Here is a 25,901-nt window from a genome sequence, read left to right as displayed (position 1 = left end):
GGGCGAGCGGCGCCGCGGACGCGGCGATGCGGGCGGGGCCGCGCTGGAAGCGCAGGCGCTTCAGTCGGCGCGGGTCGGCGTCGAGCACCTCGAACTCGAGGTCGCCCGGGCCGGTGATGAGCTCGCCGCGCGAGGGCACGCGGCCGGCCAGCGTCACGATCATGCCGCCGATCGTGTCGATCTCCTCGGCCATCTCGCCCACCGCCGCGACGAGGTCGACGCCGGTGGCCTCGGACACCTCGGCGAGCGGCGCGCGGGCGTCGGCCACGAACACCTCGGCCTCGCCCTCCAGGCGCTGCACCAGGCGGCCCTCCACCACGTCGTGCTCGTCCTCGATGTCGCCGACGACCATCTCGATCAGGTCCTCGATCGAGATCAGCCCATCGGTGCCGCCGTACTCGTCGATGACGAGCGCCATGTGGGTGCGGGTGGCCTGCATCCGCACCAGCAGGTCGATCGCCGGCATCGAGGGCGGCACGAACAGGACCGGCCGCTGGATCCGGGTGGAGGCGAGCGTCGCGGTGAGGTCGACGTTGCCGAGGTTGAGCGTGCGGAGCGCCCGGCCCGGCGACTTGCGCACCCGCGGGGCGGGCTTGGGCGCGTCGACGGGCTCCTCGCCCGCAACGGGTTGCACAACGCCGTTCGTTTGAGCGGTGCTCCGGCGCGGGGCGGCCTCGGCGCGCGCCGCGATGTGATCGACGAAGTCGCGGATGTGGACCATGCCGCGCGGGTCGTCGAGCGTCTCGCCGTAGACCGGCAGGCGGGAATGGCCTGCGGTGCGGAACAGCTTGAGCAGGTCGCCGAGGCCGGTCTCGACCGAGACCGCGACGATGTCGGCCCGCGGGATCATCACGTCGTCGACGCGCACCTTGTGCAGCCCGAGCACGTTCTTGAGCATGGCGCGCTCGAGCGGCGAGAACGCGTTCTCGCCCGAATCGGGCTCGGCCAGGGCGTCTTCGATGTCGCCGCGCAGGGAATCGCGCGGTTTCAGGTGCAGGACCTGGAGGAGGCGGTCGTACCAGGGCTCGCGCGCACCCGATTCCGCCTCGTTGGAACTGAGCGCGGCCTGGGCCGCGCCGCGACTTCGATCGTGGGTCATGTCTCTCGTGTCTGGGATCGTTTGGGGCGTCGCCGCTCAGCCGGCCACGGGTTCCGCGTAAGGGTCCGGCACGCCGAGGGTCGCGAGCGCCGCGACCTCCAGGGCCTCCATGGCGTCGGCGTCCGCGTCGCCGGTCTCGTGGTCCTGGCCGAGCAGGTGGAGGGTGCCATGGACCAGGAGGTGCGCGAGGTGGTGGGCGAGCGGCTTCGACTGCTCGGCACTTTCGCGCACCAACGTGTCGTACGCAAGAACGACGTCGCCGAGCGGCCGCGCGAGGCCGGGTTGCGCCGGCTGCGGGGCAGCCGGAAACGACAGCACGTTGGTGGGCCGGTCCTTGCCCCGCCAGGTCTTGTTCAGATCCTGCACCGTCGCGTCGTCGGCGAGCAGGACGCTGACCTCGACCGGGCCGGCGGGCGAATCGGGCGCCGCCGCGAGCCCGGCCTCGACGGCGCGGATCACGAAGGCTTCGAGCCCGGGGACCGCGTCGTCCCAGCGCGCATCTTCGACCGCGACATCGATTTCGTGCCCCATCACGCGAGCGGCCGGCGGCGCGGATTCGGGTTGCGGTCGGCATCCGCCTCGCCGTGGGCCGCGCCCTCGTAGGCGGTGACGATGCGGCGCACGAGGTCGTGGCGGACCACGTCCACGTCGCGGAAGGTGATGCGGCCGATGCCCTCGACGCCGTCGAGCACCTTCACCGCCTCCACAAGACCCGACTTCTGCCCCGGCGGCAGGTCGACCTGGCTCGGATCGCCGGTGACGATCATCCGGGAGTTCTCGCCGAGCCGGGTCAGGAACATCTTCATCTGCATCGAAGTGGTGTTCTGCGCCTCGTCGAGCAGCACGATCGCGTTGGTGAGCGTGCGCCCGCGCATGAAGGCCAGCGGCGCGATCTCGATCACCCCGGTTTGCAGGCCGCGATCGACGTGGCGCGCCTCCATGAAGTCGTAGAGCGCGTCGTAGATCGGGCGGAGATAGGGATCGACCTTGTCGCGCATGTCGCCAGGGAGGAATCCGAGGCGCTCGCCGGCCTCGACTGCGGGGCGCGAGAGGATCAGCCGCTCGGCGTGCCCCTGCTCCAGCAGCGAGACCGCGTGGCCGACCGCGAGCCAGGTCTTGCCGGTACCGGCCGGCCCCTCGGCGAAGACGAGCTCGTTGGCGCGCAGGGCCTTGATGTAGGCGTCCTGCGCGGCGTTCCGGGCGCGGACCGCGCCGCGCTTGCGCGTGGCGATCTGCTCGAAATGCGGCCGGTCGGGCTCGGCGGCGACCACGGCCGCCGGAAACAGCTGGCCCTGGACGGTGGCTTCCTGGATCGCGCCGTCGACGTCGCCGAGCGTCAGGGTGCCGCCGCCGGTCCGCACCCGGGCGTAGAGCTTCTCGAACACCCGGCGGGCGCGCTCGGTGGCGTCGGCCGAGCCCTTGAGCACGAGGTGGTTGCCGAGCGCGGTGGCCGTCACCTCCAGCCGCCGCTCGACATGCGCGACGTTCTGGTCGTACTGGCCAAAGACGAGACTCGCGAGGCGGTTGTCGTCGAAGGTCAGCGCGACCTCGACCGGCTCGTCTTGGACAGCGCCGGGGCCGACCGGCCGCGCGGCGGGCCCGCGCCCGCGCAAGGGGCCACCGCGCCCGGCCGTTCCGTCGAATGACGCCACGAACACTCCCTTCATCGCTCATGCCGAGCCTCGTGGGCACGAGCCCATGAGACCCGGCGGATTGCCGCCGCCCCGCGGTCGCGGGGGCCGGATCGCGCAGCGCGATCCGGGATCACGCCGCCGCGGCGGCCTCGATCGCCTCGCCGAACAGGCTGTTGGTCCCCGCCTCGACGACGCGCACGGGCACGATCCGCCCGATGCAGGAGGTGGGGGCGTCGAACTGAACGGCGAGCAGGTGCGGCGTCTTGCCCGCGACCTGACCCGGCCGGCGGCCGACCTTTTCGACCAGGACCTCGACCACCTGGCCCACCGCCGCGCGCTGGAACGCGTGGCGCTGCGCATCGAGCAGCGCCTGCAGCGCATGGAGGCGGGCGGTCATGACGTCCTCCGGCACCGCGTCGGCGCGCTCGGCGGCCGGCGTGCCGGGGCGCGGGCTGTACTTGAAGGAGTAGGCGCTCTCGAACCCGACATCGGAAACGAGACGCATCGTGTCGGCGAACTCGGCGTCGGTCTCGCCGGGGAAGCCGACGATGAAGTCCGAGGACAGGGCGATGTCGGGACGGACCTTGCGGACCCGGTCGATGATCCGCCGGTAGGCGTCGCCGGTATGCTTGCGGTTCATCGCCGCGAGGATGCGGTCGGAGCCCGACTGCACCGGCAGGTGGAGGTAGGGCATCAGGGCCGGGATCTCGGCATGCGCCGCGATCAAGTCGTCGCCCATGTCGTTGGGGTGGCTCGTGGTGTAGCGGATGCGGGCGATGCCGGGCACGCGCGCCACCGCCCGGATCAGGTCGGCGAGCGTCGCGGTCCCGCCATCGATGGCGAGCCCGTGGTAGGCGTTCACGTTCTGGCCGACGAGGCCGATCTCGCGGACCCCGCCGGCGGCGAGCCTTTCCGCCTCCGCCACGACCGCCGCGATCGAGCGCGAGACCTCGGCGCCGCGGGTGTAGGGCACGACGCAGAACGCGCAGAACTTGTCGCAGCCCTCCTGCACCGTGAGGAAGGCGGAGACGCCCGCGGTGCGCCGCGCCGGCAGGTGGTCGAACTTGTCCTCGACGGGGAATTCGGTGTCGACCACGCGCTTGGCGTGCGAGCGGGCAAGCAGGTCCGGCAGGCGATGGTAGCTCTGCGGGCCGACCACCACATCGACGACGGGCGCGCGGTGCAGGATCTCTGCGCCCTCGGCCTGCGCCACGCAGCCGGCGACCACGATGCGGGTGTCGTGGCCTTCGAGCCGGCGCGCATCCTTGAGCACGCGCAGGCGCCCGAGCTCGGAATAGACCTTCTCGGCCGCCTTCTCGCGGATGTGGCAAGTGTTGAGCACCACCACGTCCGCCTCCTCGACGTGGTCGGTGGCGGAGAACCCCTGCTCGGCCAAGACGTCCGCCATGCGGGCGGCATCGTAGGCGTTCATCTGGCAGCCGTAGGATTTGACGAAGGCTTTTTTCGACACCGCGTCGGGTCCCGGGTTCCTTGGGATACGGCGCGCGAGCATCTCCGCGGCCGAGGCGGAACGCGTCTACCATAGATCGGCCGTGCCGTCGCGACCCGGCCCAAACGCTTGCAAGACCGTATCCTATAGAATACAAAAGATGATGATCCGCATCCGCCGTACGGCTGGTTTCGACGCTTGGCTGCGCGCCTTGCGGGATCAGCGCGCCAAGGCCCGCATCGCGATCCGGATCGACCGGCTCGCCGCGGGAAACGCCGGCGATGCGAAACCGGTCGGCTCCGGGGTGAGCGAGCTGCGCGTCGATGTCGGGCCGGGCTATCGCCTGTAGTTCGTCCGCCGCGGCGAGGCCCTGATCGTTCTGCTCTGCGGCGGGGACAAGAGCAGCCAGCAACGGGACATCGTGCAGGCCAAGGCCCTGGCGGCGGGCCTGCAGGACGGAGACGGCGCATGACCGAGACGCAGCCCTACGATTCCGCCGACTACCTGGAGACCGACGAGGCGCTGGCGGAGTACCTCACCGCGGCCTTCGAGGAGGGAGACACGGCGCTCTTCCGGCACGCCCTCGGCGTCGCCGCGCGCGCGCGCGGCATGACGCGGATCGCCCGCACCTCCGGGCTATCGCGCGAGAGCCTTTACAAGGCGCTCTCCGAGGACGGCAACCCGAGCCTCGACACGACGGTGCGCGTCCTGAAGGCGATGAACCTGCGGCTGACGGCGACCGTGCCGCACGCGTCCGAGCCGGCCTGACGGGATCAGGCCGCCGCCGTGCCATCCGGGAGCCCGGCGAGCGGCCGGGCGGGGGCGGGTCCCACCGTCGCCGCAGGGCCCGGCGCCGACCCTGCGCCCTTCATCGCGGCGCGCACCGCCGCCTCGGCCTGGGCGGTGACGGCCTTGCGGTCGGTGCCGGCCTCGAAGGCGATCGGCTGACCCCAGACCACGTGGACGTCGATCGGCCCCTTCTCGAAGAACAGGGCGAGGTGGGGGGCGAGGTCCATGTCGCCGTACCAGGCGATCTCGGGGCGTTCGACCCGGCCGACGGGCAGGCCGTTGCGGCGCGGATAGGTGATCGCCAGCGGCTGCAGGCGGATGCGGTCGGTCTCGGCCTGGATCGCGGCCCGCGCCGCGCCGACGAGCGAGGAGCGGAACGGCAGCAGGCGGGTGCCGTCGCCGGTGGTGCCCTCGGCGAACAGCACCACGAGCTCGCCCCGCGCCAGCCGGTCGCCGATCGCGGCGTTGACGGTGGCGGTGGCGCCCCGCCGCGCCCGGTCGATGAACACCGTGCGCTGGAGGGCGGCGAGCGTGCCGACGACCGGCCAGCCGGCGATCTCGGACTTCGCCACGAACGAGAGCGGCCGCAGCGAGCCGATGGCGATGATGTCGAGCCAGGAGACGTGGTTGGCGAGCACCAGGGCGGCCTCGCCGGGGCGGGGCGGGGTGCCGCTCTGCGTCACCCGCACCGAGAACAGGGCCAGGAACACCCGGTGGAACAGGGCGGGCGCAAGGCCCCATCCGCGGCGCTCGCCGAAGCGCAGGGCCAGCCAGTGCGGCCCGGCGAGCAGCGCGAAGGCCAACGCGCAGACGACCAGCCGCAGGGCCACCCCGACGCGCGTCACCAGCCGCTCACGTCAGGTCGGCCCGCATGGTCAGCGCGGTCGCGCGGCTGCCGTCGGCCTGCGCGTAGTAGCCGGTCCGCGTGCCGACCTGCGTGAAGCCGTGCCGGGCGTAGAGCCTGAGCGCGGGGGCGTTGCCCTCGTCGACCTCCAGGTGGACGTGCGCGACACCGATCAGCGCCAGGTGCCCGAGGTGCTCGCGCAGCAGCCGGTGGCTCAGGCCCCCGCCGCGGGCGGAGGGCGCCAGCACGACGGTGAGGATCTCCGCCTCGTCCGCGACCTTGCGGGACAGCACGAAGCCCTGCATCGCGCCGGCGCGCCACAGGGCGTGCCCCTGCGTCGCGCGCTCGCACAGCATCCGCTCGAACTCGTGCGCGTCCCAGGGCCGCGCGAAGGCGGTGGCGTGGAGACGCGCCAGCGTCCGCGCCTGGTCGGCCTCGCGCAAGGGGGCGACGTAGGGCTCGGGGCCCCAGGCCTCCCACCAGGCGAGCCACCATTCCAGCGGCCAGAAGGGCGAGACCGGGCGGGTCATCGCCGGGCGATCCGCGCGCGGTCCTGCGGCTGGGCGTCGGCCCCGCGCAGGTACATCGGCCGGGGCAGGGCGTGGGCCGGGTCGGCGACCAGGCCGAGCGAGGCGACCCAGGCGATGTCGGGGCCGGCGGCGCCCGCGACCGTCACCGCGACGCCGCGGGCGCGGAGCACCGCCGCCAGCGATGCGGCGCCGGAGCCGACGAGGGTGACCGGGCCGGCCCCGAGCCGGTCGGCGGCCTCCTCGAGAAGCAGGTGCGTCGGCGGCACGACGATGCCCTCGCCCGCGCTCATCGCTTGGAGGTAGACCGCGCCGTGGCGGGCATCGATCGCGGCGGCGACCAGGCCGTCGCCGTTCAGCGCCAGCTGCGGCGCGAGCAGCGCCGACAGGGTGGTCACGCCGACGACGGGAATGTTCGCGGCGAGGCCGACGGCGCGGGCCGCCGACAGGCCGACGCGCAGGCCGGTGTAGCTGCCGGGGCCGACGGTGACGGCGACGCGGGACAGGCCCTCGAACCCGCCCGCGAACCGGGCCATCACCCGCTCGACGAGGGGCAGCAGCGCCTCGGCGTGGCCGCGGGCCAGCGTCATCGATTCCTGCGCGAGCAGATCGACGCCGTCAGTCGTCTCGGTCGCGACGCAGGCCGAGCAGAGCTCGAGTGCCGTGTCGATGGCCAGGATATGCACGCCCACTCCCGTTCGCCGGGGCTTCGCTCCCGCTCACCCTGTGAAGGAAGGGGCGAGCCTAAGGCAAAACGGCCGCGCCCGTCAGTGCGGGGCGGCCGTCGCGGAGCGGTTCGGGCGCAGGTGTTGCACGGGCGCTTCGGGTGACGGGTGCTTCGGGTGACGGGCGCTTCGGGTGGAAGCGCCCGGCCGCCTCAGACCGCCTGGACTTCGCGGATCTCCGGCAGGAAGTGCTTGAACAGGTTCTGCACGCCGTGCCGGAGCGTCGCGGTGGAGGAGGGGCAGCCGGAGCAGGCGCCCTTCATCTCCAGGTAGACGACGCCTTCCTTGTACCCGCGGAAGGTGATGTCGCCGCCGTCGCCCGCCACCGCCGGGCGCACCCGGGTCTCGAGCAGGTCCTTGATCGTCACCACGGTGTCGTGGTCGGCCGCGTCGTAGAACTCCTCCGCGTCGTCCTCGGCTTGCGTCGCGCCTTCCGCCATCACCGGCACGCCGGACTGGAAGTGCTCCATGATCGCGCCGAGCAGCGCTGGCTTGACCTGCGGCCACTCGTTCACGCCGTCGGCCTTGGTCACGGAGATGAAGTCGTGGCCGAAATACACGCCGGCGACGCCGGGCACGTCGAACAGGCGCTGCGCCAGCGGCGAGCGGGCGGCGCCCTCCGCATCCTTGGCCTCGAAGGTGCCCTCTTGCAGCACCACCCGGCCGGGCAGGAACTTCAGGGTGGCGGGGTTCGGGGTCGCTTCGGTCTGGATGAACATATCTGACACAATCCTCGTCCGCTGCGCCGGTTCAAGGCCGGCCGGGAACGGCGCGTGCGCGCCGCCCTCCATGTGGACCGCGGACCGGATTTTCTCAACCAGGGCCGGCAATCGACAAGCGCGGGCACTTGGTGTATCACGGCGCCAACTCAAAACAGGATGCCGAAATCCTGACGCCCGCAAGCCCATCCGGGGCGGCGCGGCGCGACGGCCGGAGCTATTCATGAACATCATCCAGCAGCTCGAGCAGGAAGAAGTCGCTCGACTCAACAAGACCATCCCCGATTTCCAGCCCGGCGACACGGTGATCGTGAACGTCAAGGTCAAGGAAGGCGAGCGCACCCGCGTCCAGGCCTACGAGGGCGTGGTGATCGCGCGCTCCGGCGGCGGGCTCAACGAGAGCTTCACCGTCCGCAAGATCTCCTACGGCGAGGGCGTCGAGCGCCTGTTCCCGGTCCACGGCCCCTTGATCGATTCGATCAAGGTCGTCCGCCGCGGCAAGGTGCGCCGGGCCAAGCTGTACTACCTGCGCGACCGCCGCGGTAAGTCCGCCCGCATCGCCGAGCGCACAGACAAGAACAAGGTCTCCAAGGCCGACAAGGCGAAGGCCGACAAGGCGAAGGCCGCCCCCGCCGCTGAGTGATCCGCCCGCTCCCACACAGGGAGCCCGGCACGAGAAAGCCCGCCGCGATCGGATCGCGGCGGGCTTTTTGTTTGCTCTGCACCCGCCCGGTCATCCCGGGGCGCCGAAGGCGAGCCCGCGATGGCAAGGAGGGACCGTCCGGCCGGATAGACCGGGCGATCGAATCAGGCGGTACGCAGGGCCCGGCGCTTGTTCTGGGCGGTCATCTGCATGAGCCCGACCATCACCAGGATCGTCCCGACGTAGACGATGCCCTGGAGCACGGTCGGGCGGTCGGTGTAGCCGACCAGCGCGTGCAGCACGCGGCCCGGCCAGCCGTTCTCCGGGATCAGGCCGGACGAGTTCCATAGGATCTGGTCGAGCCCGGTGACGATCCCGGCGTTCGACAGGAACTGCGCCGCCTGCGCCGCGAGGCCGGCGGCGAGGAAGATGATCAGCGCGCTCGTCACCGAGAACACGTAGCGGCTCGGAATCGAGGCGAGGCCGAAATAGCTGATGCCCGAGAGCACGACGCCCGCGCCGACGCCGGCCAGCGCCCCGGCCTGCAGGTCGGCGCCCGACGCGCCGGAGGCCACGAGGCCGTAGAGGAACAGCACGAGCTCGGCGCCCTCGCGCAGGATCGCCGCGCCGACGACCAGCGCCAGCGCCGCCGCGGTGCGCCGCCCGGAGCGGACCGCCTCGCCCGCCGCCCGCAACTCGCCGGCGAGCTCGCGTCCGTGGGCCGCCATCCAGGTGTTGTGCCAGACCAGCATCAGCACGGCGACGATCAGCACGGCGGCGTTGAGCAGGTCCTGCCCCGCGCCCTCGAACGCGTCCGAGATCTTTTCCGCGAACAGCGCGACCAGGGCGGCGCCGGCCAGGCCCCCGACGATGCCGAGCGCGACCCAGCGGCCGCGCCCGGGGATGCCGCGGGTGGCCGCCAGCACGATCGAGATGATGAGGCCCGCCTCGATGACCTCGCGGAAGGCGATGACGAAGGCTCCGATCATGCGGATATCCCGGCTTTCGCGTTGAGGAAGCGCGCGCGCTACCAGATCCAGAAGAGAAGCGCCCAGTTCGCGACCGCGAGGCCGGCTGCGGCGCCGATGCAGAGGGTGGCCGCGACCCGGCGCGGGCCGGCGGCCGACAGCCCGGCGATCCGCCAAGCCAGCCACAGGCTCCACAGGCTCGCCCCGGCGAGCAGGCCGGCGCGGACCTCGTTCACGTAGGGCAGGGCGATGCCTTCGCCACGCAGGAACGAGACCGTGAGCGCCGAGAGGCCGAGGAAGACGCCGCAGCCGGCGATCGGGATCAGCGCCTGCGTCAGGTGGTGGAACCGGGTCATCGACCACGGCCCGGCCGCGCGGGTGGCCAGCGCCACCAGCGCGGTGAGCGCCAAGCCGATCCCGAGGCAGGCGGCGCCGACGTAGGCGAGCAGCATCGCGCCGTCGAGGAGGGTGAGCACGTCGTTGTGCTCGGGGTAGTTCGTCAGCACGAACCACGGCGCCGAGGTCTCCAGCGGCCAAGTCACGCCGCGCTCGATCAGCCAGGTGGCGAGCCACTGCTTGCCGTCGACGTACCAGGGGCTCGACGACCACTGGAACGCGCCGACGGCGAGACCCATCATGCCGAACAGGATCAGCACGGTCTGGTCGAGCGACGGCTCGTCGCCGGCCACGTGCACGATCTCGTGGTTGGGCGAGCGGCGGGCGAGGCGCACGGCCCCGCGATAGCCGCTGCAGCGCCCGCACATGTGGCAGGCGCCCGATCCCCGCATGGTCTTGACCGCCACGAGCGGCGCGCAGTTGAAGCCGTCGGCCCGGAGCGGCTTCGGCGAGGCGCTCCAGGCGGCGCCGTCGACCTGGAAGCTCACCGGCGCGAGCTTCGAGAGCACCGCGAACACGCCGTTGACCGGGCAGAGGTAGCGGCACCACACCCGCTTGTTGCGCCCGTAGACGGCGCCGACGAGGATCGCCGCCACGGTCGAGCCGCCGAGCACGGCGAGCACCGGTTTCGGGTAGCCGTAGACGCTGACCATCTGGCCGTAGACCGTGGTGCCGGCGAACGCCAGGAACGGCCATCCGCCCCAGGTGATCCAGCGGGGCACGGCGCGGCCGAGGCTCCAGCGGCTGGCGAACTCGGTGAGCGTGCCTTCGGGGCACAGGACCCCGCACCATGCGCGGCCGGCCACCACCATGCTGACCAGCACGAACGGCCACCAGACGCCCCAGAACGCGAACTGCGCCAGCAGCGTCAGGTTCGACCAGAGGTGCGCGGAGCGGTCCGGCAGCGGCAGGAAGGCGGGCACGGCGACGAGCACGACGTAGACGCCCACAACCGCCCACTGGATGCCGCGCAGCACGCCGCCGTGCCGGCGGAGCCAGTCGCCGAAGGCGGCGAGGCGTCCATCGATCCAGGCCTCCCGGCCGGGGCTGAGGGTCGCGCCGGCCACCGGCTACTTCGCCACCGGATCCTTGGCCACCAGCGTCGCCTTCGCCTCCGGATGGAAGTCGTCGAAGACGTCGTAGCTGCCCGGATCGAGGGTTCGGAAGATGATCGACGAGGTCGAGCCGGCGGCGAGCGCCTTCTCGCGCTTCAGCTCGAGGCTTTCGAACTCGACCGGCGAGGCGCCGGTGTTCGAGATCTCCAGCTTGAAGCGGGTCTTGGCCGGAACCTCGATGATCGCGGGAAGGATCACCCCGTCCTTCATCTCGACCTTGATCACCGGCATGTCGTCGGCGCGCGCCGCGAGCGGTGCGAGGAGGAGCGCGCAGAGGGCGAGGAGGCTGGTCGCTGTCCGCATCCTCAATACGCGCCCTTCTTGCCGATGCCGGCGAAGGTGAAGTCCTGGGTGACGTCGAACGGCTTGAACCACTCGGCCACCCCGGTTTCCTTGTCGACGTGGCGGCCGAAATGCGCGTGCGGCCCGGGGGGCGCCACGGTGAGCTTCAGGCGGTAGCGCCCGGGCCCGAACAGCTTGACGTTGTCGCCGTAATGCGGGCCGTCGTTGGCGACCATGCCCATCAGCGCGCCCGCCACCTTCTGGTCGGTGGGCTTGTCGCCGTCGAGCTTCACCACCTCGAAGGTGACGGCCAGGAAGGGCACGAAGTCGCCCTCGGCGAACCCGTTGCGGTTGTCCTTGGCCGCGCGGATGTCGGCCTCGAGGTGCAGGTCGGACTGCGCCGCCGCGCGCATCATGTCGGGCGGGTCCATCTCGATCGGCTGCAGGTACACCGCCGCGACCTCGAGACCGTTCTGGGTCACGTGAGGCCCGACGGGGATCTCCTTGGCGACCGCGGAGGCGGTGAGCAGGGGAAGGACCAGCAGGGGGAGGAGGAGACGGTGCGCGCGCATGGGGAGCATCGCATACCCGGCCGCGCCGAAATTGGAAGAGGCATGTTCGTCACATGCTCAAATCATAATCGTTCCAAACTAGCAGTATTACAGTCGAGGTTTGGAAAACTCCGCGATCCCGAAAGATGAACCGTAGATCTCGTGCGGCGAAACTCCGGCGGGTTCCTGGCCCGCCGGAGGTCTCGACTTAGAAATGGCTCGCGAGCAGCGCGACGCCGAGGACGGCGACCGTGCCGCCGAGCATGGGAGCCATGACCGTACGGCGGGTTCCGGCCGCGACCAGGCCGAGGCCGAGCCCGACGGCGTGGAGCAGGGCGGTGCCGGCGAGGAAGCCGAGTCCGTAGACGAGGCCGGAGGCGGTCTCGGGCATCTCGGCGCCGTGGGCGTAACCGTGGAAGACGGCGAAGCCGCCGACGAGGGCACCGAGCGCGGCGAGCGGCAGCCGAAGCCCGAACACCGCCGCGAGGCCGAAGGCGACGACCGAGAGGGCGATCCCGGCCTCGGCCAGCGGCAGCGCGAACCCGGCCATGCCGAGCCCCGCGCCCACCGCCATCAGCGCGAGGAAGGAGGCCGGCAGCGCCCACAGGGCCCGTCCGCCCCGCAGGCCCGCGAGCAGCCCGACCGCGACCATGGCGAGGACGTGGTCGGCCCCGCTCACCGGGTGCAGGAAGCCGTGGACGAGGCCCGCGGCCTCGCCGTGGCCAGGATGGGCGAGCGCTGCCTGCGGCAGCAGGACGAGGGCGGGAAGTGCGAGGGCGGCGAGGCGCTTCATGGTGTGTCCTGACGGTAGGGTCGGATCGATCATCGAAGGGATAGGCGGCGGGCGCCAGCGGTCACCGACACCCTGGCAAAAATCACTCCATCGTCGGGGCGAGGGTCTTCACCCCCGGGACGTCCTCCCCGAGCCACGCCGCGTTCTTGGCGGTGCCGTCGAAGGTCGCGCTGGTCTTGAACAGCTCGTACTTGCCTTCCAGCGCGTAGGGCCGGCTGCGCCCGAGCAACTCGGCCACCGCCGCCTTGTCCATCGGCCGGAACGTCTTCACCGCCTCGAAGGCCTGATCGAGGTCGCGCTGGCTCTGGATGCCGGTGATCAGCACCGAGACCGGCAGGTTGAGGCCGAAATGCAAGTACTCGATCGGCTCGATCGGCGCGTCGCTCTTCAGGATGACGCCGTCGCCGAAGGTCTTCATGCCCAGCGCCGCGATGCCGTTCTGGACGAGGTAGGGCAGCACGAGGTGGCCGAACGAGCGGAAATGCGCGTCCATGACGTTGAGCGGCATCTGCACCGAATCGAACTGGAACCCGCGCTCGTGGGCGACCTCCAGCATCTGCAGGTGGATGCGCGGGTCCTTGTGGCCGGTGAAGCCGATGTAGCGCAGCTTGCCCGCCTTCTTGGCCTCGACGAAGGCCTCCATCGCGCCGCCCTCGGCGAAGACCCGGTCGGGGTCGTCGTAGCGCAGGATCTCGTGGTGCTGGACGAGGTCGATCCGGTCGGTGCGCAGGCGGTGCAGCGAGGCGTCGATCTGCTTCGTCGCCTCCTCCTTGGTGCGCCCGTCCATCTTGGACATCAGGAACACCTTGTCGCGCCGGCTGCCGTCCTGCAGCGCCGCGCCCATGCGCAGCTCGGAGCGGCCCTCGTTGTAGTCCCAGCAATTGTCCATGAAGGTGATGCCGCGCTCGATCCCCTGGTGGATCAGCCGCGTCGCCTCGTCGTCCGTCACCGCGCTCTTGCCGAGGTGGAACCCGCCCATGCCGATGGCCGAGATCTTGTCGGAATGCCGGCCGAAGGACCGGTAGAGCATCTCGCCGCGGCGCTCGCCCGGATCGGTGACGAGGGGGAGGCTCGCGGGATCGGACGGCCGGTTGCCGGGCAGGGCCGCCGGGTCGACGGCCGCAGTGGCGGCGCCTCCGCCGGCTGCGGCGAGGCCCGCGCCGACGACGGCGCTCTGAAGGAAGCTGCGGCGTTCCATGGGATTCTCCTGTGTTCGGACGACGGGTCGGTTCAGGCGGCCGCGAGGCGTTCGGCGGCGTGGAGCAGGCGCAGGGCGGCGCAGGCCGCGCCGTAGCCGTTGTCGATGTTGACGACCGCGAGGCCGGGGGCGCAGCTCGCGAGCATCGCGTCGAGGGCCGTGCGGCCGCCCTCCGCGACGCCGTAGCCGACCGAGGTCGGCACGCCGATCACCGCGCCGGCGACGAGGCCGCCGAGCACGCTCGGCAGCGCCGCGTCCATGCCGGCGACGCAGATCACCACCGGATGGGCGCGGATCTCCTCCAGCCGGCGGGTCAGCCGCCACAGGCCGGCGACGCCGACGTCGGCGACGAGCGTTGCGGCGCGGCCCTGGTAGGCCAGCGTCCGCAACGCCTCGCGGGCGACCGGCACGTCGGAGGTGCCGGCGGCGACCACGGCGATGCGGGCCGGCCCTTCCACCGCGCGCGCCGCGCCGAAGACGGCCGTGCGCGAGACCGGGCAGTAATCCAGCGCCTCCCGATGGACGGCGCGCAGGGCGGCGTGCTTGTCCGGGTCGAGGCGGGTGAGGAGGAAGCGCGCCGCCCGCTCGGCCGCCGCATCGAGGATCGCGTCGACCTGCGCGGGCGACTTGCCGGCGCAGTACACCGCCTCCTCGAGGCCGATCCGGTCGGCGCGGGCGAAGTCCAGGGTGAACTCGTCGGACACGCTCATGCCGACGCTCCTGCCCCGGCCCCGCGGCCGACGAGGAAGGCGCTGCCGGTGCGATAGGGCTCGAAGCGGACGGCGCCCGCAGCGAGGCGTCCCGGCGCCTGCGCCGCGATCCAGCCTTCGAGCTCGCCCCGCCCGGGCCCGTCGAGCGCGGCGAGGCTCGTGGGGTCGAGCTCGACCACGATCCCGGCGGCGCGCACGCGGCAGCGCACGGCGCGCTTCGCATCGCCCCCCGCTCCCAGCGCGGCGCCGACGCGGCGCTCGACCGCGTGGATGAAGGCCAGCACCTCCGGCTCGATGCGGATGCCGGTCTCGACCCGGCTCGACAGGCAGGGAGCGGAGGGCAAGTCCGCCACCGCGCCGAGGCCGATGTCGCGGCTCAGGCGCCGCACCGCCGCCTTGTCGAGGCCGGCCTCGACGTAGGGATGGCGGACGCCGTGCTCGGCCGCGGCGTCGAGGCCGGGGCGGTACTCGCCGAGGTCGTCGAGGTTGGCGCCCGAAGCCATCGTCCGGTCGGTGACGCGGGCAATCGCGCCGTAGAGGTTGGTCTTGCAGAAGAAGCAGCGGTTCACCGGGTTGGCGCGGTAGGCGGGATCGGAGAACTCGCCGGCCTCGATCACCCGCAGGCTCCAGCCGGCGCGCGCCGCCTCGGCGCGGACGCGGGCGGTGGCCTCCGCCGGCACGGCGGGGGAGGCGGCATGCACCATCAGCGCGGCGTCGGGGCCGAGGACGCGGTGGGCGAGCGCCGCCAGCGTCACGCTGTCGACGCCGCCGCTCACCGCCACGGCGACGGAACCGATCTCCGCGAGGACGGCCTCGAGCCGGATGGGGGGCGAACTCACGATTTCGGCTCCGGGGTGTCGAGGGCGAGCCGCTCGGCCTCGCGGCGCAGGGCGGTCCGGGCGGCGTGGCCGCCCTCCGCGCGGGCGTCGTCGGCCTCGGCCTTGGCGGTGCGGCCGCCCGGGCGCTCGGCGAGCTTGACCCGCACGTCGCGGCCGGCGACCGCGACGGTGGCGGCCCGGCGGGGCAGGGCGCGGCCGTCGACGAGCGCGTGGCGCAGGCCGATCGTGGCGGTCTCGGAAAAGCAGGCCGCCGCCACCGCATCGAGGGCGTCGGCGCGGGCGAGCAGGCGGACATGCGCCATCATCCGGCCCTTCTTGCCGAAGACCGGCATCTGCACGACGTCGAGCACGTCATCGCGCATCCGTAGCCGATCGAGCCCCATGGCGAGGTCCTCCCCGGACTGGTCGTCGACCTCGAACGCGATCACCGCGATGGTGCGGTGGTCCGGATGCGCCTCCGGGGACGCCACTGGCGCCGTCTCGTCGAAGGCGAGGGCGCGGACGCAGTTGCTCAGGCCGGGCAGGCGCTTGGTGCCGAATCCGACGCCGGAGCGCCCGAGCCGCCGGGGGCCGGTCGGCGCCGGTTCGGCGCCGCCGCAGAGATGGCGCAGGATCGCGGCGCCCGTCGGCGTCACCCGCTCGCCCGGCACGCCGTCGTCGCGGGTCGCGAAGCCTTCGAGCAGCAGCGCGGTCGCCGGCGCCGGCACCGGCAGCAGGCCGTGCTGCGTGCGCACCATCCCGGAGCCGAGGGGGAGGGCGCCCACGCTCCAGCGGGTGGCGCCGAGCGCGGCGACGAGGTGGGCCGCGGCGGCGATGTCGGCGATCGAATCCCAGGCGCCGACCTCGTGGAACGCGACCCGCTCCACCGAGATGCCGTGCACGCGCGCCTCGGCCTCGGCGAGGTGGCCGAAGATCGCGAGCGCGTGACTCCGCACCGCCGCGTCGAGGTCGGCCCGTTCGAGCGATGCGCGGATCTCGGACCACGGCCGGTGATCGTGGTCGCCTGCGTGGTCGTGGGTGTGGGACGTACCGTGCGCATCGGGACGCGCGTGATCGTGATGGTCGTGATCGTGGTCGCCGTGCTCGTGACGGTGCGTCGCAGCGGGCGCGGCCTGCGGCGCGGGGTCGGGCGCGCCGGGTCCGGAGACCAGGAAGCGGCTGCCCTGGAGGATGCCGTCGTTGTGGGGCAGCACGCGGCAGGCGACGCCCGCCCGGCTCGCGGCGCGCACGCTTGCCGACACGCCCTCGGCGTGCTGGGGGAAGGCGTCGAGGAGGGCGGCGACGAACATGTCGCCGGCCATGCCGCCAACCGCGTCGAGGTGGATCTGCATGCCTGTCCGGTGGTGGAGCGGGCGAGAGGCCCGTCGGTTCGAACACCAGATCGGCCGGAAAGGTTTCCCGGCAAGGTCCCGCGGGCGAGCCCCGGCGAGGCGGATGGCCGCGCCGGCCGGCGGGTGCCGGGCCCGGCGCCGGCATGGTAGCGGACGCGCCACGGCCGCAGGCTCCCGCACGATCGTGCCGGACCGTCAGGCCCTCCTAAACGACAGGCCCCTCATGACACGCCTCCCGCTTCTCGCCCTCGCCGGCCTCCTCTCGGTCGGCGGCGCCCAGGCCGCCCCGGTCGTCGAGCGCCTGCGCGGCACGATCGAGGCGGTCGCGCCGGGCGCGATCACCCTGAAGACCATCGACGGCGTGTCGGAGACGATCGCGCTCGGCGACGACACGAAGTTCGTCTCGGTGGTGAAGGCAAGCCTCGACGACGTGAAGGAGGGCACCTTCGTCGGCACCGCCACCAAGGGCGAGAACCCGCGCACCGCGATCGAGGTCCTGTTGTTCCCCGAAGCCATGCGCGGCACCGGCGAGGGGCATTACGGCTGGGACACGATCCCCGACGCCACCGCCGGCGGGACGCGGGTGAAGAGCGCCATGACGAACGGGACGGTCAAGGCCGACGCTCCCGCCCCGCGCGTGAAGAGCGCGATGACCAACGGCACCGTGTCGGGCAGCGCGACGGCGTCCGGCGCGCGCACCCTCATCGTGACCTACAAGGACGGCGCGCAGACGGTGGTCGTGCTGCCGGAAACCCCGGTCGTGACCTTCGAGCCCGCCGACAAGATGGTGCTCAAGCCCGGCGCCAAGGCCTTCGTCACGGCCGCCCGCGACGGCACCGCCTTGAGCGCCCGCCGGGTCGCCGTCGGCAAGGACGGGCTGACCCCGCCGATGTAAGCGCCCCATCGCGGGCGGGCCAGGCGTTTCGGCCCGCCCAACTTGTCTCGCCCGCCTGCCCCGCCCGCCTGCGACGTCACACGGGCGTCATGCGGACGTGACGAGAAGCGGCCTTCAGCCGGAAGTCGGCCGGCCCTTCAGGAGACGACGGCGATGCGTGCGATCCTCAACGGCGTCATCGTCGCCGGCCTCCTCGGCACCGCCGCCGCGGCGGCCGACCGGCCCCGCAACGTGATCCTGTTCGTTCCCGACGGCTTGCGCGCCGGCATGGTCACGCCGGAGAACACGCCGGCCCTGGCGGCCCTGCGCGACCAGGGCGTGAACCTCGCCAACAGCCATTCGCTGTTCCCGACCTTCACCACCGCCAACGCATCGGGCATGGCGACCGGGCACCAGCTCGGCGACACCGGCGACTTCTCGAACACGATCTACCTCGCCAAGCCGATCGCCGCGCAGGCGGGAACGGTGACGCCGTTCATCGAGAACGACGCCGTGCTCGGCGAGATGAATACCGTCTTCAACGGCGACTGGATGAACGAGGAGACGGTGCTGTGCACCGCCGCCAAGGCCGGGATCAGCACCGCGGCGATCGGCAAGGTCGGGCCGACCTTGATCTTCGACCACACCGACCGCACCGGCGGCCCGACGATCGTCGTCGACGACGAGACCGGCTCGGCGCGCGGCATCCCGTTCAGCGCCGAGATGCAGGGGCTGATGGCCGGCCGTAACCTGCCGCTCGCCGCCCCCTCGCGCGGGGAGAACGGCAAGGCGGGCGACGCGACGACGCCAGGCACGCTCGTGGCCAACGTCGCCCAGCAGGCCTACTTCGCCGAGGTCGCCACGAAGGTCGTGCTGCCGCTGTTCAAGGCCCGCGAGACACCGTTCGTGCTGGTGTTCTGGTCGCGCGACCCGGACGGCGCCCAGCACAACCACGGCGACAGCCTCGGCAAGCTCGTGCCCGGCATCAACGGGCCGACCTCGCTCGCCGGCATCCGCAACGCCGACGACAACCTCGCGACGCTGCGCCGGGCGCTCGACGAGCTCGGCCTTTCCGACACGACCGACATCGTGGTCGCGGCCGACCACGGCTTCTCGACCATCTCGAAGGAGAGCGCGACGAGCCCGTCCGCGAAGACCGCCCTGCCGGGCGTGCCCGCCGGGCAGCTGCCGCCGGGCTTCCTGGCGCTCGACCTCGCCGCGGCCCTCGGCCTGCCGCTGCACGAGCCCGACGCGAGCGCCGCCCCGGTGCTCGCCGGCCAGCGGCCGAAGCTCGGCAACGCGCTGCTCGGCCCGGACCCGAAGGCGCCGGACCTCGTGGTCGCGGTCAACGGCGGCTCGGACCTCGTCTACCTGCCGAAGGGCGACAAGGCGCTCGCCGCCCGCACGGTCGCGGCGCTCCTGGAGCAGGACTACGTCAGCGGCCTGTTCGTCGACGACGCGCTCGGCAGCTTTCCCGGCACGCTGCCGCTCTCGGCTGTGAACCTGAAGGGCGAGGCTGCGACCCCGACACCGGCGATCGTCGTCAACTTCCGCTCGTACAGCACCGGCTGCGCCAACCCGGAGACCTGCGTCGTCGAGGTCGCCGACACGGCGCTGCAGCAGGGCCAGGGCATGCACGGCAGCTTCAGCCGGGCCGACACCCACAACTTCATGGCCGCCATCGGCCCGAGCTTCAAGGCCGGCTTCGTCGATGCGCTGCCGGTGAGCAACGCCGACGTCGGGCAGACTCTCGCCGCCCTGCTCAAGCTCCAGATCCCCGCCAAGGGCCGCCTGATCGGCCGCCCGATGCGGGAGGCGATGCGGGAGGGAACGAGCGACGCCCCCGTGCCGCAGGCCCAGGCCGGCACGTTGCGCTCGGAACCGTCGCCGTCGGGCTTGACCACGGTGCTGCGCTTCCAGCAGGTCGGGGACCAGCGCTACTTCGATGCGGCCGGGTTCCCGGGGCGGACCTTCGGGTTGGAGTGAGGGCACCGCCCGGGTCACGCGACCGGCGCGAAGAACGTCGGTCGGGTCGCCGCGCGGCGGCACCGGGAACAGGAGTCGTCAGATGAGCACCGCCCGCATTCTCCCCGTGATCCTGTGCGGCGGCTCGGGCACGCGGCTGTGGCCGATGTCGCGCGAGAGCATGCCCAAGCAGTTCGCGCGGCTGGTGGACGCGTCGGAGTCGACGTTCCAGGCGACGGCGCGGCGGGTGAGCGACCTCGCGACCTTCGCCCGGCCGGCGGTGATCGCCTCGGCCGAGTCGCGCTTCATCGTGGCCGAGCAGTTGGCGCAGGCGGGCATCGCCGGCGACATCATCCTGGAGCCGGAGGGACGGGACTCGGCCGCCGCCGTCGCGGTGGCGGCGTTGCACGCGGCCAACGTCGCCCCGGAGACGGTGGTGCTGATCATGGCCGCGGACCACGTGATCGGCGACGTTCCCGCCTTCGCCGCCGCCGTGCGCACGGCGGCCGTGGGCGCGCGAGCCGGCTACACGATGACGCTCGGCGTCGAGCCGACGCGGCCGGCGACCGATTACGGCTACATCCGCCGCGGGGCCGCGCTGCCGGAGGCCGAGGGCGCCTTCGCGGTGGCGCGCTTCGTCGAGAAGCCGGATGAGGAGGGCGCAGCCGCGCTGATCGCGGACAGCGCCCTGTGGAACTCGGGCTACTTCCTGTTTCGCGCCGACCTGATGCTGGCCGAGCTCGAGGCGCATGCGCCAGCGGTGGTCTCCGCCGCCCGCGCGGCGCTGGAGGGGGCTGCCGTCGACCTCGACTTCGTGCGGCTCGACGCGACGGCGTTCGGGCAGGCGCCCAAGATCTCGATCGACTACGCGGTGATGGAGCGTACGACGCGGGCCGGCGTGCTGCCGGTCTCGTTCCCGTGGTCGGACGTCGGCACCTGGGACGCGGTCTGGCAGGTGCTGCCGCAGGACGACGCCGGCAACGCGCTGCGCGGCCGGGTCGAAGTGCTGGGCACCACCAACAGCCTGGTGCACAGCGAGGGCGAGGGCCTGACCACGGTGGTGGGCCTCGACGGCGTGGTGGTGGTGGCGACGCCCGACGCGGTGCTGGTCGCGTCGAAGGCGCAGTCGGGCCGGGTGAAGGAGCTGGTCGGGGTGCTGCGCGCCCGCGCCCACCCGGAGGCCGACGCGCACCGGCGGATGTACCGGCCCTGGGGCTGGTACCAGCGCGTCGACATCGGCGAGCGCTTCCAGGTCAAGCGCATCATGGTGACGCCTGGCGGACGCCTGTCGCTCCAGAAGCACCACCACCGCGCCGAGCATTGGGTGGTGGTGAAGGGCACGGCGGAGGTGACGCTGGGCGAGCGCCTGGTCCTCGTCCACGAGAACGAGGCGGTGTACCTGCCGATCGGCTCGATGCACCGGCTGGCCAACCCCGGCAAGATCCCCCTCGAGCTGATCGAGGTCCAGGTCGGCTCCTACACCGGCGAGGACGACATCATCCGCGTCGAGGACATCTACGGACGGTGAGGCGGCCCCCGCCCGGCGGGCGGCGAAGGCCGCCGCTCAGTCGCGCAGCATCGCGATCCAGGACGAGACCGGATCGACGACGTAGGCCGCGACCGAGGCCGCCCAGGCGCGGGCGCGCGCCGGCAACGAGCGGGCGCCGCGGCCGGATGCGTCGTCGGTGCGCGCGGCCATCAGGGCCGCCACGACGGCGTCCTCGCGCGCCTTGCATTCGTCGAGGGCGTTGCGCTGCGAGCCGGCCCGCCCCTGCGTCGGCGACTGGTGAGCGTAGGCCTCGCGCACGCATCCGCGCCACGCCTGCTCCAGTGCGGCCGGGTCGGCCGGCCGCGGCGCCTCCGCGGCCGCGCCGGGCAGGATAGGCAGGGACAGGAGGGCAGCGAGGGCGAACATCCGCATGCTTGGCGGTATCGCCGATTCGCCCCCGCCTCGGCAAGAACGAAGCGGCAACACGATCGCGTGCCCGCGCGCCGTGTGAGGCGCGGACCCGATTTCGTGCCCCGTCCGCGCACGGCGACCGGCCGCTTAGGGGCGGATTAACCAAACGCGCGCTCAATACGGATCAGTCGCAGTTCTCTCGATCCCCGCACGGCCGAGCCCCTCGGCCGGTCCACCGCCCGCGCTCCGTCGCGGGGGACGGACGGCGCGTGGCCGCGGGCGCCGCCTCAGCCTTCGCGTCCGAGTTCGAGTCCGCATGCCTCATCACATGCCGCATCCCCTGCCGCATCACCTGCGTTCCCACGGCGGCCACGCGCGCCCCGTTCGTCGCCGACGCTCCCGCAGCCATCCGACCCTGCGCAACGCGCTGGCCGGCCTGCTCTGCCTCGTCACCCTCGGGGGCGTGCCGACCGGCGACGGGAAGCACCCGCGATCGCCGGGCGCGAATCTCCAGGCCACGAACCTGCAGGCCACGAACCCGCAGACCCGGAGCGCCGCCTCGACCGCCCTCGCGGCCCTGTTCGATCCCCGTCCGATGATGGGGCCGGACGTGCGCGCGAACCTTCGCGGCATCCCCCTCGGCACTGCGTTCGCCCCGACCGCCTCTCTCGCTCCGTCCCTCGCCCAGCCGGTGGCGGGCGTCGCGGCGGTGGAGCCCGCCGCGACGCCCGCCACCGGGGCGGAGATCGTGCGGCAGGCCGAGGTCGCAAGCCAGGCGCAGCGCCCGCGTGAGATCCGAGTCCTCCGCCAGGCGCAGATCATGCCGCTGCCGATGGCGCGCCCGGCGGATCTGATCGCCGCCCCCGTGCCGCAGCGCCTCGCCCTGCGCCGGGCGCCGCGCCGGGTGCCCGAGGCGGCGCCGGCGCCCACCGCCGAGACGCCGTCGTTCTTCGAGGAGCTGTTCGCCGCGCGCAAGGAATCCGGCCCGGCCCTGGCCTACGCCGCCCTGGAGAGCCCCGGTCTCGACCGGTCGCGCGGCCGCCTGTTCCCCAGCCCCGACGCGGGCGCCGGCACGGCGATCTACGACATCAGCGCCCGCACCGTCCGCCTGCCCGGCGGCGAGGTGCTGGAAGCTCATTCCGGTCTCGGCGCCAGCATGGACCACCCGGACTTCGTGCACCTGCGGATGCGCGGCTCGACCCCGCCGGGCACCTACGACCTCACCGAGCGCGAGGCTTTGTTCCACGGCGTCCGGGCGATCCGCCTCAACCCGGTGGGCGGGTCTGCCGCCATCCACGGCCGCGACGGCCTGCTCGCCCACACCTACATGCTCGGGCCGAGCGGCGCCTCGAACGGCTGCGTGTCGTTCCGCAACTACGACCGCTTCCTGCAGGCGTTCCTGCGCGGCGAGGTCCGGCGCCTCGTAGTGGTCGCCGGCCGCGGCGACGGCCCGGCCCGGTTCGCAGCGAGCCGCTAGGGCGTTCCGAAGCAAGGCGGAGACCGGCTCGCATGATGGCCACGCGACCGCGCAGCAGGTGAACGCGGCGTCGCGGATCGGCCACACCCGGCGACGCGCTGCGAAAGCCGGATTGACGCGCAGTCCGCGCCCGACGCAACCTGTGCGCGAGGGTTCCTCATCGAGGATCAAAAGGGAACGCGGTGGGAGGGAGCCTGGAAGGGCCTTCGTCGAAGCCGCGGCTGCCCCCGCAACTGTAAGCGGCGAGCCTTCCACCAACGAACGTCACTGGATGCGCCGCATCCGGGAAGACGGTGGCGGGCGACGACCCGCGAGCCAGGAGACCTGCCCTCGGTCGTGGTCACACGCGAAGCGCGTCGGGCGGGGTGCCCCGGCGGGTGTCGAAGCCTCATGCCGTCGGAGGGACGGCGCGGGGGATCGGCCTCGTTCGCGGTGACGTGCCACGTCGCGTCGCCCGAGGTCCCGTGTCCGTATCCCGTTTCGCTCCGCGCCTGCGCACCCTTCTGCTCGTCGTCGGCGCAGCCGTCCCGCCACAAGCCGTCCTGATGCGGTCCGCCCTGTCTCAGCCGGGCGTGGCCGAGGCCAACCTCGACGAGATCTCGGTCACGGCCGAGACCGTCGCTCCGGCCGCGACCGGCCCGGGGCCGGCGGCGAGCGCCGGCTACGTCGGCGGCACCACCGGCGTCGGCGGCACCCTCCGGTCGGTGGATGCCGCGAGCGCCGGGGTGATCTCCGGCGCCGAGATCAACAGCCGCCCGATCACCCGGCCGGGCGAGGTCCTCGAATCCGTGCCCGGCCTGATCGTCACGCAGCACTCGGGCGAGGGCAAGGCCAACCAGTTCTTCCTGCGCGGCTTCAACCTCGACCACGGCACCGACATCGCGATCGACGTCGACGGGATGCCGGTGAACATGCGCACCCACGCCCACGGCCAGGGCTACGCCGACATCAACTTCCTGATCCCCGAACTCGTCGGCGCGGTGGAGTACCACAAGGGGCCGTACTTCGTCCGCGACGGCGACTTCGCCTCCGCCGGCTCGGTGCGGATCGACTACCTCGACACCGTCGCGAAGAACGTTGCGCTGACCTCGTTCGGCTCGTTCGGCTACGCGCGGGCGCTGACCATCGCCTCGGCGCCGCTCGGCCAGGGCAACCTGCTGGTGGCCGGCGAGGCGCAGGTCTACGACGGCCCGTGGGACGTGCCGGACGCCCTGCGCAAGCTCAACGGCGTCGTGCGCTACAGCCAGGGCACGGCGCTCGACGGGTTCTCCGTCACCGGCATGGCCTATGCCAGCCGCTGGACCGCGACCAACCAGATCGCGTCGCGCGCTGTCGCGGACGGGATCGTCGGCCGGTTCGGCACCCTGAACCCGGCCGACGGCGGCGACAGTTCACGCTTCTCGCTCTCGGGCCGCTGGAGCATGACCGACGACACCGGCATCACGCGGGCCTCGGCCTACGTGATCCGCCAGCAGCTCAACCTGTTCAACGACTTCACCTACTTCCTCAACGACCCGGTCGCCGGCGACCAGTTCCACCAGCTCGACCAGCGCATCCTCGGCGGTGGCGCGGCGAGCCACGTGTTCCAGGGCGCGCTCTTCGGACTGCCGATGGAGAATGAAATCGGCGTGCAGACCCGCACAGATTCGATCCGCGTCGGGCTGTTCAACACCGTGAACCGCCAGTTCCGCGCGGGCGTCCTCGACGACCGGGTGCTGGAGGCGAGCGGGGCGTTCTTCTACGACAACCGCGTGCGCTGGACCGACTGGCTGCGCACCAGCGTGGGCTTTCGCGCCGACGGCTACTACGCCGACGTGGTCTCCGACACGGCGGCCAACAGCGGCAAGGCGCGGGACGGCGTCGTCAACCCGAAGCTCGGGCTGGTGCTGGGGCCGTGGGCCGACACCGAGCTCTACCTGAACTACGGCGGCGGCTTCCACTCGAACGACGTGCGCGGCGTCACCGCCACCGTCGACCCGGCGAGTTCGCTGTTCAACACGACGCGCTCGCCCTTCCTGGTGCCCTCGACCGGGTACGAGGTCGGCATCCGCAACCGCTCGATCGCCGGGCTTGAGACGGCGGTCGCGCTGTTCCGCCTCGACTTCGCGTCGGAGAACCTGTTCCAGGGCGACACCGGCACCACGGAGCCGAGCCGCCCGAGCCGCCGCTTCGGCGTCGAGTGGACCAACCGCTACGCGGTGACGCCCTGGCTGAAGCTGGAGGGGGACCTGACCGTCACCAACGCCCGCTTCTCGGACGTCGACCCGGCGGGCAACCGCATCCCCGAGGCGCCGACCACGATCGCGTCGGCCGGGTTCACATTCGGCGAGGGCCTCGGCTGGTTCGGGTCGATGCGCCTACGCTACTTCGGCCCGCGCCCGCTGATCGAGGACGACACCGTGCGCTCGAAGCCGACGGCGCTCCTCAACGGCCGCGTCGGCTACAACTTCGACAGCGGCTTCTGCCTGTCGCTCGACATATTGAACCTCACCAACGCCAAGTCCGACCAGATCACCTACTATTACGTCTCGCGCCTGCCCGGCGAAGGGGCGGACGGCGTCGCCGACCGGCACTTCCACCCGGTCGAGCCCACCGCCGTGCGGCTGACGCTGGCGGGGCGATTCTAGGCGACAGGGCCGCCGAAATCGGCGGTGCGCGGCGTCTGCCGCATTGACGGCGCGCCGGGCTGAGCCCTAGGTGTGGAGGCATGCGCATGTGGCGGCCAGATTGGCGGGTCTGCCGCGCGGTCATCGCCGTGACCGCGCTCTATGCGCTTGCCCTGCAGGCGGTGCTGGGCGGGATGACGACCGTCCGGACCTTCGATCCGGCGCACGCGCTCTGCCTGCAGGATGCCGGCGCCGACGGGCGAGGCCCAGAGCACGCCCCGCATCACGCGGACCACCTGGCCTGCTGCACGGCCGCGCAGGCGATGTCGACGGCGGACGTGCCGGTTCCGGCCGACGTCGCGGTCGCCTGGTCCGCTCCCCCGGCGGTCGACGCCCCGTGGCGTCCCGTCCTCGCCGCCGCCCCCCGCGCTCCGCCGGGGATCAGCGCCGGCGCACGCGCCCCACC

26 protein-coding genes, 1 pseudogene and 1 riboswitch are annotated in these 25,901 nt (G+C 72.5%); of the genes and pseudogenes, 9 read left to right on the top strand and 18 right to left on the bottom strand.

The genetic code is table 11. The annotated features are described in order from the left end of the window. The 4 genes from FV226_RS20925 to miaB form a co-directional block, all read right to left on the bottom strand. On the bottom strand, nt 1-1,099 hold a 1,099-nt coding region (locus FV226_RS20925; RefSeq protein WP_147764397.1), incomplete at its 3' end, for a hemolysin family protein. 36 nt (nt 1,100-1,135) lie between these two features. Next, complete coding sequence (gene ybeY / locus FV226_RS20920; protein ID WP_147764396.1) at nt 1,136-1,630, bottom strand: rRNA maturation RNase YbeY; 495 nt, start codon at nt 1,628-1,630, stop codon at nt 1,136-1,138. Then, a complete protein-coding gene (locus FV226_RS20915; protein WP_246691671.1) occupies nt 1,630-2,751 on the bottom strand; it encodes a PhoH family protein in 1,122 nt (373 codons plus the stop codon). The genes ybeY and FV226_RS20915 overlap by 1 nt, the downstream gene beginning before the upstream one ends. 112 nt (nt 2,752-2,863) lie before the next feature. Further along, the gene (gene miaB / locus FV226_RS20910; protein ID WP_147764394.1) at nt 2,864-4,246 is read right to left on the bottom strand and encodes a tRNA (N6-isopentenyl adenosine(37)-C2)-methylthiotransferase MiaB; all 1,383 of its coding nucleotides are present in this window, start codon (nt 4,244-4,246) and stop codon (nt 2,864-2,866) included. 100 nt (nt 4,247-4,346) lie between these two features. On the opposite strand from miaB, the pseudogene FV226_RS20905 reads away from it, so the two are divergent. Beyond that, nucleotides 4,347-4,655: pseudogene (locus FV226_RS20905) on the top strand (type II toxin-antitoxin system RelE/ParE family toxin). Continuing rightward, the gene (locus FV226_RS20900) at nt 4,652-4,951 is read left to right on the top strand and encodes an addiction module antidote protein (RefSeq protein ID WP_147754155.1); all 300 of its coding nucleotides are present in this window, start codon (nt 4,652-4,654) and stop codon (nt 4,949-4,951) included. Before FV226_RS20905 ends, FV226_RS20900 begins: the two are co-directional and overlap by 4 nt. 5 nt (nt 4,952-4,956) lie before the next feature. On the opposite strand, the gene FV226_RS20895 is transcribed toward FV226_RS20900, so the two are convergent. From FV226_RS20895 to FV226_RS20880, 4 genes are all read right to left on the bottom strand, one after another. Beyond that, nucleotides 4,957-5,817: a lysophospholipid acyltransferase family protein gene (locus tag FV226_RS20895; protein ID WP_147754156.1), complete on the bottom strand. Its 861-nt coding sequence runs from the start codon at nt 5,815-5,817 to the stop codon at nt 4,957-4,959. Nucleotides 5,818-5,824: 7 nt separating this feature from the next. Further along, nucleotides 5,825-6,346: a GNAT family N-acetyltransferase gene (locus tag FV226_RS20890; protein WP_147754157.1), complete on the bottom strand. Its 522-nt coding sequence runs from the start codon at nt 6,344-6,346 to the stop codon at nt 5,825-5,827. Continuing rightward, the gene (gene tsaB, locus FV226_RS20885; protein WP_147764393.1) at nt 6,343-7,029 is read right to left on the bottom strand and encodes a tRNA (adenosine(37)-N6)-threonylcarbamoyltransferase complex dimerization subunit type 1 TsaB; all 687 of its coding nucleotides are present in this window, start codon (nt 7,027-7,029) and stop codon (nt 6,343-6,345) included. Before tsaB ends, FV226_RS20890 begins: the two co-directional genes overlap by 4 nt. A 191-nt stretch (nt 7,030-7,220) precedes the next feature. Next, nucleotides 7,221-7,787: a NifU family protein gene (locus FV226_RS20880; protein WP_147754159.1), complete on the bottom strand. Its 567-nt coding sequence runs from the start codon at nt 7,785-7,787 to the stop codon at nt 7,221-7,223. A gap of 223 nt (nt 7,788-8,010) precedes the next feature. On the opposite strand from FV226_RS20880, the gene rplS reads away from it, so the two are divergent. Next, nucleotides 8,011-8,430 carry a 50S ribosomal protein L19 gene (rplS, locus tag FV226_RS20875; protein WP_147754160.1) on the top strand — a complete coding sequence of 140 codons (420 nt, stop codon included), beginning with the start codon at nt 8,011-8,013 and terminating at the stop codon, nt 8,428-8,430. Nucleotides 8,431-8,594: 164 nt separating this feature from the next. Here rplS and FV226_RS20870 read toward each other — a convergent pair whose 3' ends face one another. The 9 genes from FV226_RS20870 to FV226_RS20830 all read right to left on the bottom strand — a co-directional run bounded on the left by FV226_RS20870 (nt 8,595) and on the right by FV226_RS20830 (nt 16,613). Continuing rightward, nucleotides 8,595-9,419, bottom strand: coding sequence for an FTR1 family protein (locus tag FV226_RS20870; protein WP_147764392.1), 825 nt, complete (start codon nt 9,417-9,419; stop codon nt 8,595-8,597). A gap of 38 nt (nt 9,420-9,457) precedes the next feature. Next, nucleotides 9,458-10,861, bottom strand: a complete 1,404-nt coding sequence (locus tag FV226_RS20865) for a 4Fe-4S binding protein (RefSeq protein WP_147764391.1) — start codon at nt 10,859-10,861, stop codon at nt 9,458-9,460. Between the two features lie 3 nt (nt 10,862-10,864). Continuing rightward, on the bottom strand, nt 10,865-11,212 hold the full coding sequence (locus FV226_RS20860; protein WP_147754579.1) for a cupredoxin domain-containing protein: 348 nt from the start codon (nt 11,210-11,212) through the stop codon (nt 10,865-10,867). A gap of 2 nt (nt 11,213-11,214) precedes the next feature. Beyond that, complete coding sequence (locus FV226_RS20855; RefSeq protein WP_246691670.1) at nt 11,215-11,763, bottom strand: iron transporter; 549 nt, start codon at nt 11,761-11,763, stop codon at nt 11,215-11,217. A 187-nt stretch (nt 11,764-11,950) separates the two neighbouring features. Next, complete coding sequence (locus tag FV226_RS20850) at nt 11,951-12,535, bottom strand: HupE/UreJ family protein (RefSeq protein WP_147764389.1); 585 nt, start codon at nt 12,533-12,535, stop codon at nt 11,951-11,953. A gap of 82 nt (nt 12,536-12,617) precedes the next feature. Then, nucleotides 12,618-13,733, bottom strand: a complete 1,116-nt coding sequence (locus tag FV226_RS20845; RefSeq protein ID WP_147764388.1) for an aldo/keto reductase — start codon at nt 13,731-13,733, stop codon at nt 12,618-12,620. Nucleotides 13,734-13,765: 32 nt separating this feature from the next. Then, a complete protein-coding gene (gene larB, locus FV226_RS20840; RefSeq protein WP_147764387.1) occupies nt 13,766-14,443 on the bottom strand; it encodes a nickel pincer cofactor biosynthesis protein LarB in 678 nt (225 codons plus the stop codon). Continuing rightward, nucleotides 14,440-15,282, bottom strand: coding sequence for an adenine nucleotide alpha hydrolase (locus FV226_RS20835; protein ID WP_246691669.1), 843 nt, complete (start codon nt 15,280-15,282; stop codon nt 14,440-14,442). The genes larB and FV226_RS20835 overlap by 4 nt, the downstream gene beginning before the upstream one ends. Then, complete coding sequence (locus FV226_RS20830) at nt 15,279-16,613, bottom strand: LarC family nickel insertion protein (protein WP_147764386.1); 1,335 nt, start codon at nt 16,611-16,613, stop codon at nt 15,279-15,281. Before FV226_RS20830 ends, FV226_RS20835 begins: the two co-directional genes overlap by 4 nt. A 223-nt stretch (nt 16,614-16,836) precedes the next feature. Between FV226_RS20830 and FV226_RS20825 the strand changes: the two genes are divergently transcribed. From FV226_RS20825 to FV226_RS20815, 3 genes are all read left to right on the top strand, one after another. Beyond that, the gene (locus tag FV226_RS20825) at nt 16,837-17,508 is read left to right on the top strand and encodes a metal ABC transporter permease (protein WP_147764385.1); all 672 of its coding nucleotides are present in this window, start codon (nt 16,837-16,839) and stop codon (nt 17,506-17,508) included. A gap of 153 nt (nt 17,509-17,661) precedes the next feature. Next, on the top strand, nt 17,662-19,473 hold the full coding sequence (locus tag FV226_RS20820) for a nucleotide pyrophosphatase/phosphodiesterase family protein (RefSeq protein WP_147764384.1): 1,812 nt from the start codon (nt 17,662-17,664) through the stop codon (nt 19,471-19,473). An 82-nt stretch (nt 19,474-19,555) separates the two neighbouring features. Beyond that, complete coding sequence (locus FV226_RS20815) at nt 19,556-20,980, top strand: mannose-1-phosphate guanylyltransferase/mannose-6-phosphate isomerase (protein ID WP_147764383.1); 1,425 nt, start codon at nt 19,556-19,558, stop codon at nt 20,978-20,980. Nucleotides 20,981-21,016: 36 nt separating this feature from the next. Here the strand turns inward: FV226_RS20815 and FV226_RS20810 are convergent, their stop codons facing one another. Beyond that, the gene (locus FV226_RS20810) at nt 21,017-21,373 is read right to left on the bottom strand and encodes a hypothetical protein (RefSeq protein WP_238272106.1); all 357 of its coding nucleotides are present in this window, start codon (nt 21,371-21,373) and stop codon (nt 21,017-21,019) included. 295 nt (nt 21,374-21,668) lie between these two features. Between FV226_RS20810 and FV226_RS20805 the strand changes: the two genes are divergently transcribed. The 3 genes from FV226_RS20805 to FV226_RS20795 form a co-directional block, all read left to right on the top strand. Beyond that, nucleotides 21,669-22,829, top strand: a complete 1,161-nt coding sequence (locus tag FV226_RS20805) for a DUF2778 domain-containing protein (protein ID WP_246691668.1) — start codon at nt 21,669-21,671, stop codon at nt 22,827-22,829. A 133-nt stretch (nt 22,830-22,962) separates the two neighbouring features. Further along, nucleotides 22,963-23,176: riboswitch (cobalamin riboswitch) on the top strand. A gap of 198 nt (nt 23,177-23,374) precedes the next feature. Then, nucleotides 23,375-25,456, top strand: a complete 2,082-nt coding sequence (locus tag FV226_RS20800; RefSeq protein WP_147764398.1) for a TonB-dependent receptor plug domain-containing protein — start codon at nt 23,375-23,377, stop codon at nt 25,454-25,456. Between the two features lie 86 nt (nt 25,457-25,542). Next, nucleotides 25,543-25,901 (top strand): hypothetical protein (locus FV226_RS20795; RefSeq protein WP_147764382.1); only part of this gene is annotated, 359 nt, incomplete at its 3' end.

It is taken from the genome of Methylobacterium sp. WL12, from assembly GCF_008039475.1.
Taxonomy (GTDB): Bacteria; Pseudomonadota; Alphaproteobacteria; order Rhizobiales; family Beijerinckiaceae; genus Methylobacterium; species Methylobacterium cerastii.
Note: the sequence above shows the minus strand (reverse complement) of the source record. Positions and strands in the feature narration are given on the sequence as shown.

What these genes read in the sequence shown, in the direction of transcription:
- ybeY (WP_147764396.1), bottom strand. Translation starts at nt 1,630, where the DNA reads ATGGGGCACGAAATCGATGTCGCGGTCGAAGATGCGCGCTGGGACGAC.
- miaB (WP_147764394.1), bottom strand. Translation starts at nt 4,246, where the DNA reads ATGCTCGCGCGCCGTATCCCAAGGAACCCGGGACCCGACGCGGTGTCG.
- FV226_RS20900 (WP_147754155.1), top strand. Translation starts at nt 4,652, where the DNA reads ATGACCGAGACGCAGCCCTACGATTCCGCCGACTACCTGGAGACCGAC.
- FV226_RS20890 (WP_147754157.1), bottom strand. Translation starts at nt 6,346, where the DNA reads ATGACCCGCCCGGTCTCGCCCTTCTGGCCGCTGGAATGGTGGCTCGCC.
- FV226_RS20880 (WP_147754159.1), bottom strand. Translation starts at nt 7,787, where the DNA reads ATGTTCATCCAGACCGAAGCGACCCCGAACCCCGCCACCCTGAAGTTC.
- rplS (WP_147754160.1), top strand. Translation starts at nt 8,011, where the DNA reads ATGAACATCATCCAGCAGCTCGAGCAGGAAGAAGTCGCTCGACTCAAC.
- FV226_RS20870 (WP_147764392.1), bottom strand. Translation starts at nt 9,419, where the DNA reads ATGATCGGAGCCTTCGTCATCGCCTTCCGCGAGGTCATCGAGGCGGGC.
- FV226_RS20860 (WP_147754579.1), bottom strand. Translation starts at nt 11,212, where the DNA reads ATGCGGACAGCGACCAGCCTCCTCGCCCTCTGCGCGCTCCTCCTCGCA.
- FV226_RS20855 (WP_246691670.1), bottom strand. Translation starts at nt 11,763, where the DNA reads ATGCGCGCGCACCGTCTCCTCCTCCCCCTGCTGGTCCTTCCCCTGCTC.
- FV226_RS20850 (WP_147764389.1), bottom strand. Translation starts at nt 12,535, where the DNA reads ATGAAGCGCCTCGCCGCCCTCGCACTTCCCGCCCTCGTCCTGCTGCCG.
- FV226_RS20845 (WP_147764388.1), bottom strand. Translation starts at nt 13,733, where the DNA reads ATGGAACGCCGCAGCTTCCTTCAGAGCGCCGTCGTCGGCGCGGGCCTC.
- larB (WP_147764387.1), bottom strand. Translation starts at nt 14,443, where the DNA reads ATGAGCGTGTCCGACGAGTTCACCCTGGACTTCGCCCGCGCCGACCGG.
- FV226_RS20830 (WP_147764386.1), bottom strand. Translation starts at nt 16,613, where the DNA reads ATGCAGATCCACCTCGACGCGGTTGGCGGCATGGCCGGCGACATGTTC.
- FV226_RS20825 (WP_147764385.1), top strand. Translation starts at nt 16,837, where the DNA reads ATGACACGCCTCCCGCTTCTCGCCCTCGCCGGCCTCCTCTCGGTCGGC.
- FV226_RS20820 (WP_147764384.1), top strand. Translation starts at nt 17,662, where the DNA reads ATGCGTGCGATCCTCAACGGCGTCATCGTCGCCGGCCTCCTCGGCACC.
- FV226_RS20815 (WP_147764383.1), top strand. Translation starts at nt 19,556, where the DNA reads ATGAGCACCGCCCGCATTCTCCCCGTGATCCTGTGCGGCGGCTCGGGC.
- FV226_RS20810 (WP_238272106.1), bottom strand. Translation starts at nt 21,373, where the DNA reads ATGCGGATGTTCGCCCTCGCTGCCCTCCTGTCCCTGCCTATCCTGCCC.
- FV226_RS20805 (WP_246691668.1), top strand. Translation starts at nt 21,669, where the DNA reads ATGCCTCATCACATGCCGCATCCCCTGCCGCATCACCTGCGTTCCCAC.
- FV226_RS20800 (WP_147764398.1), top strand. Translation starts at nt 23,375, where the DNA reads ATGCGGTCCGCCCTGTCTCAGCCGGGCGTGGCCGAGGCCAACCTCGAC.